At 55.9% G+C, this 8,916-nt stretch carries 9 protein-coding genes; 2 read left to right on the top strand and 7 right to left on the bottom strand.

What is annotated here, in order from left to right; all coding sequences use genetic code 11:
* On the top strand, positions 1 to 946 hold a 946-nt coding region (locus OEL57_RS10660), incomplete at its 5' end, for a putative bifunctional diguanylate cyclase/phosphodiesterase (protein WP_300740510.1).
* Entirely contained in the window at positions 930 to 1,769 is an 840-nt protein-coding gene (locus OEL57_RS10655) for an SIR2 family NAD-dependent protein deacylase (RefSeq protein ID WP_300740508.1), read from the top strand. The genes OEL57_RS10660 and OEL57_RS10655, both read left to right, overlap by 17 nt.
* Here OEL57_RS10655 and OEL57_RS10650 read toward each other — a convergent pair.
* The 7 genes from OEL57_RS10650 to nikR all read right to left on the bottom strand — a co-directional run bounded on the left by OEL57_RS10650 (position 1,766) and on the right by nikR (position 8,771).
* Positions 1,766 to 2,548, bottom strand: a complete 783-nt coding sequence (locus OEL57_RS10650) for an ABC transporter ATP-binding protein (protein WP_300740506.1) — start codon at positions 2,546 to 2,548, stop codon at positions 1,766 to 1,768. The genes OEL57_RS10655 and OEL57_RS10650 overlap by 4 nt on opposite strands.
* Complete coding sequence (locus OEL57_RS10645) at positions 2,545 to 3,618, bottom strand: FecCD family ABC transporter permease (RefSeq protein WP_300740504.1); 1,074 nt, start codon at positions 3,616 to 3,618, stop codon at positions 2,545 to 2,547. The genes OEL57_RS10650 and OEL57_RS10645 overlap by 4 nt, the downstream gene beginning before the upstream one ends.
* Positions 3,608 to 4,705 carry an ABC transporter substrate-binding protein gene (locus OEL57_RS10640; protein WP_300740502.1) on the bottom strand — a complete coding sequence of 366 codons (1,098 nt, stop codon included), beginning with the start codon at positions 4,703 to 4,705 and terminating at the stop codon, positions 3,608 to 3,610. The genes OEL57_RS10645 and OEL57_RS10640 overlap by 11 nt, the downstream gene beginning before the upstream one ends.
* On the bottom strand, positions 4,699 to 5,229 hold the full coding sequence (locus OEL57_RS10635; RefSeq protein ID WP_300740500.1) for an FmdE family protein: 531 nt from the start codon (positions 5,227 to 5,229) through the stop codon (positions 4,699 to 4,701). The genes OEL57_RS10640 and OEL57_RS10635 overlap by 7 nt, the downstream gene beginning before the upstream one ends.
* The gene (locus OEL57_RS10630; protein WP_300740498.1) at positions 5,229 to 7,448 is read right to left on the bottom strand and encodes a TonB-dependent receptor; all 2,220 of its coding nucleotides are present in this window, start codon (positions 7,446 to 7,448) and stop codon (positions 5,229 to 5,231) included. Before OEL57_RS10630 ends, OEL57_RS10635 begins: the two co-directional genes overlap by 1 nt.
* 32 nt (positions 7,449 to 7,480) lie before the next feature.
* Positions 7,481 to 8,236, bottom strand: a complete 756-nt coding sequence (locus tag OEL57_RS10625) for an energy transducer TonB (RefSeq protein WP_300740496.1) — start codon at positions 8,234 to 8,236, stop codon at positions 7,481 to 7,483.
* 115 nt (positions 8,237 to 8,351) lie between these two features.
* Positions 8,352 to 8,771: a nickel-responsive transcriptional regulator NikR gene (nikR, locus tag OEL57_RS10620; protein WP_300740494.1), complete on the bottom strand. Its 420-nt coding sequence runs from the start codon at positions 8,769 to 8,771 to the stop codon at positions 8,352 to 8,354.
* Positions 8,772 to 8,916 lie beyond the last annotated feature (145 nt).

Here is an 8,916-nt window from a genome sequence, read left to right as displayed (position 1 = left end):
AGCTATTACTGCCAGTATTGGTCTGGTGATCTACCCGGATGATGGTGAGGAGGAGAACAATCTGTTGCGCAACGCCGAGGCGGCCCTGCACGAGGCCAAGCGGTTGGGGCGTAACACCATCGTCTGCTATACCAGCGATTTTCACCAGCAGGCCCACTACCGTCTGATGCTGGCTTCCCGGTTGCATCGAGCACTTGAAAATGAAGAATTTAGTCTGCAGTATCAACCCCAAATCTGTCTGACAACCGGCAGGGTGATCGGGGTTGAGGCGCTGCTACGCTGGGAATGCCCCGACCTTGCGCCGGTTAGTGCCACGGAGTTTATACCGATCCTTGAGGAAACCGGCCTGATTGTTCCGGTGGGTACCTGGGTCTTGCAGCAGGCCTGTTGTCAGGCCGTAGCCTGGCAGCGTGCAGGTATGGTCTCGCTGCGTCTGTCGGTAAATATCTCTGCCCTGCAGTTTCAGCGGGGTGATCTGGCTGAGACCGTTCGCCAGATTCTTGCTGAGTCTGGACTTGATCCGGCCTTGCTCTGTCTTGAGTTGACTGAAAGCATACTGATGATTGACACAGCCCATGCCCAACAGAAACTGCAGGAATTACGTGATCTGGGGGTCAGCCTTTCCCTGGATGATTTTGGTACCGGTTATTCATCCCTGGCCTACCTTTCCCGGCTGCCGGTACAGGAGCTGAAGGTGGACCAGTCGTTTATTCATCGATTACATAACACGCCGTCAGATACAGCAGTGGTTAATACAATTATTGCCATGGCACAGGAGTTGGGGCTGGAACTGATTGCAGAAGGGGTTGAGACCGAGGAACAGAAACTGCATCTGCTGGCCCGTGGCTGCACAACCATCCAGGGCTTTCTGTTTAGCACTCCATTGCCGCCAGATGAACTGGCTGTTTTCATACACCGTTGGGGGCACCATGAATCGCATCGGTGAGCCTGGTCTGATTGAGCAGGCAGCTGAACTGGTTGGCGCTGCCGATTGCTTTGTAATTACCGCCGGGGCCGGGATGGGGGTGGATTCCGGTCTGCCGGATTTTCGCGGCAATCAGGGCTTCTGGCAGGCTTACCCACCCTATGCCCGGTTGGGGCTTTCCTTTGTGGAGTGCGCCAACCCGGAGCATTTTCAGCGTGATCCCTCCTTTGGCTGGGGCTTCTACGGCCATCGCACCAATCTGTATCGCGACACGGTTCCCCATGCCGGGTTTGGGATTATCAAAAGTTGGATAGAGAAAAAAGCTGCCCCGTACTTTGTGGTTACCTCCAACGTGGATGGCCAGTTTCAGAAGGCCGGATTTGCCGATGACCGGATGCTTGAAGTGCATGGTTCAATCCACTGGCTGCAGTGCCTTTCCCCCTGCTCTGACACCATCTGGCCCAACCACGAACAGATTCCGGTTGATCTGGTTACCATGCTGGCCGGTCATATCCCCCGTTGTCCCCGTTGCAATGGTGTAAGCCGTCCCAATATTCTGATGTTTGGTGACTGGTCCTGGCTACCTGAACGGACTCACCAGCAGGAACAGCGGCTGCAGCAGTTTCTGGATGAGCAGGGTGATAAGAAGATTGTGGTGATCGAGATGGGGGCAGGTACCGCCATTCCCACCATTCGGGCTACCTCTGAACGGCTGGGCTGGCGTCATGCCGCTGCCACGGTGATCAGGATCAATATCCGTGAGCCGGAAATTGCAGCACCTCACATTGGTCTGGCCTGCGGAGCGTTGGAGGGACTGCAACGGCTTGACGCGCTGCAGCGTTAGCTGCGGTTAAGCAGAGATGGCTCCTGCTCCGGGCAGGGGATTACCAGCGGTATGCCGTTCAGTTCCTGCAACACCACCTGCAGTTGATACAGTTCCCTGATGTTGTCTGTCGTTATAACCTCCCTGCCGCCGGTTGCCAGTACAGCACCCTCTTTCATCATCAAAAAACTGTCCGAAAAACGCAAGGCCATATTCAGGTCATGCATGACCGCGATGGTGCTGATCCCCAGTTGCTTCGTCAGGCTGTGGATCAGGGCCATGACATCGATCTGGCTGCGGATATCCAGGTGGTTGACCGGTTCATCAAGCAGCAGAATTGACGGCTGCTGTGCCAGAGTGCGGGCGATGGCCACCCGCTGTAGTTCCCCCCCGCTTAATTGGAGTGTTGAGCGGTCAGCGTAGCCGCTCAGGCCGGTCAGGCGGAGTATACGGGCGGTTTCGACCAGATCGTTGTCGGTCACCTGCCAGCCCAGGTGAGGCCTGCGTCCGATCAGTACTGCTTCAAAAACCGTACAATCTATCGCTTGTGTATTCTGGGGCAGGTAGCCGATGGTACGGGCCAGCTCCTGTCGCGACAGCTGCCTGAGGGACTGGCCGTTGATATGGATTTCGCCGCTTGATGGCTGCAGCAGGCCGTTGATGCATTTGAGCAGGGTGGATTTACCGCAGCCGTTCATCCCCAGTACTGAAACCAGCTCTCCCTGTTGGAGGTTGAAGCTGATGCTGTGCAGCACCTGACGGTTGCCGTAGGCACAATCAAGCTGATCGATCCTGATCATAGCTGTCTCCGTTGCAACAGGAGAAAGAGGAACAGCGGGGCACCGGCAAAGGAGGTGATGATCCCCACCGGGATCACCACCGGGGCCAGGATGACACGTGAAAGAATATCTGCAACAACCAGCAGCAGGGCGCCACAGAGGGCAGCTGCTGGCAGCAGAAAACGTTGATCGTTGCCTATCAGGGGCCGGATCAGGTGGGGTGCCATCAGGCCGATAAAGGCGATGATCCCCAAATAGGCGGTGATGACAGCCGTCAGCAGGCAAGTCAGTAACAGGCCGATCAAACGCAATCGGGAAGTATGCACTCCCAGAGTTCGGGCAACCTCATCCCCCCATTGCAGGCTGTTGAAGCACCATCCCCTGTACAGCACAAAACCGCCGGTCAGCAACAGTAGTAGTGCCATCAGGCCGTTTTCCTGCCATCCGGCCTTGCCCAGATCTCCGAAGGTCCAGAACAGGGTGGCAGCCACCTGCAGATCGCTGGCAAAGTACTGCAGCAGCATGGTACAGGCGCTGAAGAAGGCGGCCATGGCCACGCCGGACAGGATCAGTGCCTCGCTGGATAGTTGCCGCACTGAGGCGATGGTGAGAATGACCGCGATGCTGAAAATCGCGCCGAAAAAGGCGCAGGTTGCGGTAATGCTGCGGCTGGAGAGCAGTACCGCCTCGTTGCCGGTGCTGAAGGTCTGGCCGGAGCCCAGTAGAATAATGGCGCAGGCTGCACCAAAGGCTGCACCCTGTGAGACCCCGAGGGTGGAGGGAGCGGCCAGTGGGTTTTTCAGCAGGGTCTGCATGATGCTACCGGACAGGGCCAGAGCAGCCCCTGCCAGCATGGCCGCAACGGTGCGGGGTAGCCGGATATTCCAGAGCAGGTGGGTGATCAACGGGTCATCTGGTGTGGCAACAACCCCCTGTATGATCTGGGAAATGCTTAGCGGGTAGGAGCCAATCCACAGAGAGAGCAGTCCGATTATTGCCAGCAGGGTCAACAGGGCCAGCAGCACCAACAGGCGTCTGCGGATACGACGGCTATAGCTGTCGCTTGTCTCAACAGCGGTTTCAGCGGACATAGGCGGTTTTGTTGTGCAACAGCAGCGGGCCAAAACCTCCATACTCGCGCTGTAGCTGCTCGTAGCAGGTTATGCCGACAAAGGTGCGGCAGAGTTCATTGGTTTTGCGGGCCGGATCAATATCGCCAAACCGTTTCGGGTGCAGCAGTTTGGCGATGTACCACCTGTTTGCCAGGGCCAGCTCAAGGTTGGTGTGGTAGTTGTTGTACGGCAGGGTCTGGTAGACCTGATTGGTACGTACGGCAGCAAGCCGGTTAAAAAAGTTACGGTTGCGGCTGAATTCCTGACGGACCAGTCCTGCGCCGCCGGCATCTACCAGCATCACTGACGGGTTCCAGACCAGCAACTGCTCTTTGTCTATATAGGCGTGGCCTCTCTTGGTAAGCTGCTTGGCCAGATTAACGGCGCCGCTGGTCTCAAGGGGGAAATAGTCGGCATCGGTGGAGGTGATGCCGTGGCTGCCCCGCTGGCTGACCGCGCCGATATAGACCGGCAGTGCGGTTACACCGGCCAGACGGCGATCAAGTTCTTTTTGCTGCGAGGTCAGCTCTGCGATTAGCTGGTTGGCCCGTTGCTCCCTTTGCAGAACAGTGCCCAGCAGCTTGAAGGTCTCCTTGACCCGCTCCGGTTTCAGGACGCCCATGCCGCCGTAATCCAGGGCAAGCACCGGAACGCCGGTGATTCTGTTCAAATGATCAGCCTGGGAGCGGTCAGCTTCAGCCGTGATCAGCAGGTCCGGCCGCAAAGCGATGATCGCCTCGGCATTGACCGGTTTCTGACGGCCCTCTGCCACTATCGGCAGCTTTTCAGCACGGCTGCGGATGGCCAGGTTGTACGGTCTGCCGCTTGAAGGGGCCTGGCGGTTTTCCATCGCCTCAACCCCCACCACCAGGTTAAAGGCCTGCAGATAGACCACAAAACGGGTTGCTCCGCCCAGGGGGATGATCCGTTGTACCTTGGCAGGCAGCAGTATCCGGCGTCCCAGCTGATCCACCACGATACGTCCCGGCGGCGCAGCAAGGGCGCTTGCTGAACTGCAGAGCAGCAGTAGTGCGCTGACAAGTATGCTCAGGGACTGTTTCACCATCCCCGTGTGTACCTTTCAAAGCAGTCCAGGCAGATTTTTTTCCCCTCATGTAAACGGATCAGGTGCTCAACGGCATGTTCACCGCACTGTTCACAGGTCAGGCTGTCAAAGATACGGGCCTTTTCCGGTACGCTGAACCCCGGCTGGCTGAACTGAAACAACGTGGCCGGATCAGCATCCAGAATCATCTGCTGCAGCTCCTCCCGTCCCACGTCCTTGCGGGATACCGACAGCTTGAACACCATCCGCAGGTTTTGCCCGGTGGTACGGTTGAAGAAACTGAAGGCCATCTTGCCCCGTTCACGGTAGAGCAAATTGCCCTTACCCAGGCTGCAGCCGGTCAGCACCTGCACCGCATCCACGCCGCAGGCATCGTTCTCGGTGACGCAGACCAGCTCCTCATCGCCACCGCAGACCAGCCCCATCTGCTGCTCCAGCGCCTCAACCGCCTTGAAGCCGATGGCAAGGCCGGGGCAGGAATGGCCGTGAAAATCAACGCACCGTTGCCAGGATAAGGCCTCCATCAGAAGGTCACCGCAACTGAGCCGATGGCAGAAAAGGGGGCACCCTGGTAATAGCTGGTGCTACCGGCACGGGTGTCATCAGAGGAGTTGATTACCGCAACATAGTGCTCATCGGTCAGGTTGGTCAGTTCCAGAGAAACTTTCAGTTGTGCCATGCTCAAGACCTTCTTCTTGGTGTAGTTGATGGAAAGATCAGCAACGGCATAGGGGTCAATTTTTTCCTGGTGCGCTACATCGCCGTAACGTTCGCCGATCACCCGCACCTTGGGGCTGATCTCAAAATCACCCAGCTTAAGGATAATGCCGCTCTTCAACATCCATTCCGGGGTGTCCACCACCTGCTTGCCCTTGCTGGCGTAACGGGTTCCCTGGTAGATCATATCATCGTCATAGGTCAGGCTGGTCCAGGTGGGGTTGAGGATGATGGTCAGATAGTCGGTCACAAAGGCGTTCATCTCAAGGTCAAGTCCGTAGCCAGTGGCTTTGCCGATGTTTTGCTGATAGCTGATCGGTATGCCGGTTACCCGGGTGTCGGAGATCGTGGTCAGCAGGTTCTTGTGCAGTCCAAAGAAGAGGGTAGGGGCTATCTCGAATTTCTCGCTTTTGTAGCGCAGCCCCAGGTCAAAATTATCCGACTCTTCCATCTTATAGCCATCAAACAGGCTGTTTAAGGTGATGTTGGCTGCCTTGAAACGGGCGATATTGGCGCCGTTGACATAGGTGCTGACCAGCGGAAGATAGGAGTAGGGACGGATAAAGTTTCTGCCATAGCTGGTATAGGCCTGGAGGCTGTCGTTGATGGTGCAGGAGATGCCTGCGGTTGGCAGCAAGATGTCGTAGGTGCGGGCGGAGCGATCCAGCCAGCTGTCGCGTACCAGGGGGTACGGAGCGGCCAGTGGCGTCTGTGTCCGGTAGCCATCGCTGGAAGGCTCAGCGTAATTGAAATATTTCAGGCCCACCTGCCAATCAACTTTCCCCGCAGAACCGGTCAGTTTTAGATAAGGGCTGTTGATTGCCGAGGTTCCCGCAGTGGCAAAGGCCGCATAGCCCCGGTACGAGAGTCCGGCAGTGGTTGGGGCATAGTTCTGCATGTATATATCCATGGTGGATGCTTCGTAGTGATAGCCAAGTATCCCTTTAAGAGACTTGGTACCGTAGCTGCCTTCAGTAATCAGGCCGGTCCGTTCAATCTCCCGGGTCCGTTTCTGCACCATGTTGTTCGTCAAGTTGCCCTGCCATACCTTGGTGTCTTCAACCGAATAGTAGGGTTTCAGGGTAAACCGCAGTTGATCGGTGGGGGTTACGGTAATCAGCGAGAGAAAATCGCGGTTGATGAAATAGCCGTGGTTGTATTTGTAATAACTGATGTCATTTGCAGCAGTACCGGTCAGGACCGCGTTGTAATCCTTGTAATAGTTGGCATCAAGATTCTGGGTTTCAGTAAAGCTCAATGCACGATACAGATCCTGCTTGATTGAGTTGTAGTTGTACCAGAGCTTGATATCTGCCTTGTTGGTGATCGGCTGCGCCAGAGAGAGGTTAAAATTGTGGCGGGGGCCTAATTCCCCGGGGCCGCGCCATTTGTCGGCCTGGGTGTAGGAGTAGGAACCGGACAGCCGGGTATCAACGGTCGGCAGCTTGCCGGAATCCAGTCGCAGGAAGGTGCGGTAGTAGTTGTCGGTACCTGCGCTCTGGTTGAGTTGTGCCCCGAACTTCTCATGAGGCCAGTCTGGACGCAGCTCAATGGCGCCGCCACGGGAGCCGACACCGGTACCGATATCAGCAGGCACGGCTCCTTTGTAGACCGCAATGGTGTTGATGTTTCCCAGGTCATACAGATAATCGCGGGGGCCGATCGGGTTTCCGCCGTAGTTGGGTACCCCTTCCACCGTTAAGGCGCCCAGCATACCCCTGACACCACGGCTGCGCTGGGTTGTCTGTTCAACTCCCAATCCCTTGCCATCAGCACTTTCCATGTTGAGGCCCGGCAGCAGGTTGATCGCCTCATAGGCACTGGTCTCGGCCTTTGGACCCTGTAGTTCCATCCCCTTGCTGCTGATTTCACTGCCGGTGGAGACCGTTTCATCGATCTGGCGGGTGGGAGTGATGAGCCGATCTTCAGTTACCACAATTTCTGACAGTTTGTGATCTGCTGCAATGGCAAGACCTGTCACAAGTAGCTGGCTGCTGATCAGGCCGACTGTCATGGTGCGCAGCATCGGTTTCCCCCCTGTTTGTGGTGTGATAGGATCTAGCGTAAGGTAAAGCGGATCGGCAGTATTGCCTGTATCGCAACCGGTTTGCCGTTATAATGGGCCGGACTGAAGCTGGAACTGCGAACCGCTTCTATGGCTGCCTCGGCAAAGCCATAGCCAGGGTCTTCAATCAATTCAACATGGGTCAGGTGGCCGGTTTCACTTATGGAAAGTTTTAATACGACTACGCCTTCCTTGCCGCGTCGGCGGGCTAACGATGGGTAGACCGGCTGGGTCTGCTTCCGAAAAGCCGGACCGCCCGCGCTGCCGAAGGTCATCTCACGGGGAACAGCTTTTCCGGCACTTGCGGACTGGGGGGCGCCGGAAACGCTCTGCCCTGTATCTGCATATTTTGTTGGCTGATCTGCTACAGCACCGGTTCTTCCTCTGCTAGCAGGTGCTGTGGGTGTTATTGACCTGTCCGGTGCTGTCTCAATCCGTCTTGCCTGAGGTGTTGCAGAAACGGTGGCTGCAGGCACAACAGGCTGAATCGGTGCTGTTGGTGTTGCTGATGCTGCGGCTTGCTTGCCGGGTTTAACGGATGGCCTAGCCAGAGTGGTGATAGCGCTGTTCTTGTCTGCTGTTGGTGTAGCCAGATTAACCATGATGATGCCGGGTGAATCCGGTTGCCTGTCCGGTCGTTTTGGCAACAGAAAAAGTGTCACCAGGGTTATCGAACCATGCAACAACAATGAGGCCAGCAGAAACAGGCGGAATCTGCCAGCGTTCTGATTGGTATGGATGATTGTCATTGCATTAGCCTGTGGCACGATTTTTTAAAATGTAGCACAATAGGTGGGTACGAAAAAGAAAAAAGTAACACGGAGATGTTTACAGAATCAGAAGGCATGGTCAGGTGTGTAAAGATTAGTGATGTTCAGGAGTTGCCGAGGTGAGGAACAGTTTGCCGTGTTTAACCCCTTTGACCCCCAGCAGTTCATCGGCAATCTGGTTGATCTCGGCGCTGCTGCCGCGTAGCACCAGTACTTCAAGGCAGTTGTGGGCATCAAGGTGCACATGCAGGGCAGAGACAATCTGGTGGTGATGGTGGTGCTGGTGCTCGGTCAATTTGTCAGCCAGGTCGCGGACATGGTGGTTGTAGACCATGGTGATCGTGCCGACCATCTCTTCATGGCCTGCAGCGGTTTTGTCTTCTACAATGGTGGCGCGAATCAGATCCCTGATCGCCTCTGAACGGTTCTGGTAGCCCTTGCGGGTGATCAGGCGGTCAAAACTATCCAGCAGGTCACTGTCAATCGAGATGCCGAAGCGGGTGATATCGCCCATAAACGAACTCCAAATTTCTCACCACAGAGCAACTGTGTTCTCTGTCAAGTAGTTTAGTTTAGCTGACCATGGCTGGGTTCCACTTTTGCCCCGTTTTCATCATGGCGTTTAAAATGGTCAGAAGTTTTCTCATACATGCCACTAT

Origin of the sequence: Trichlorobacter sp., from assembly GCF_030247655.1 — a bacterium.
GTDB lineage: Bacteria > Desulfobacterota > Desulfuromonadia > Geobacterales > Pseudopelobacteraceae > Trichlorobacter.
Note: the sequence above shows the minus strand (reverse complement) of the source record. Positions and strands in the feature narration are given on the sequence as shown.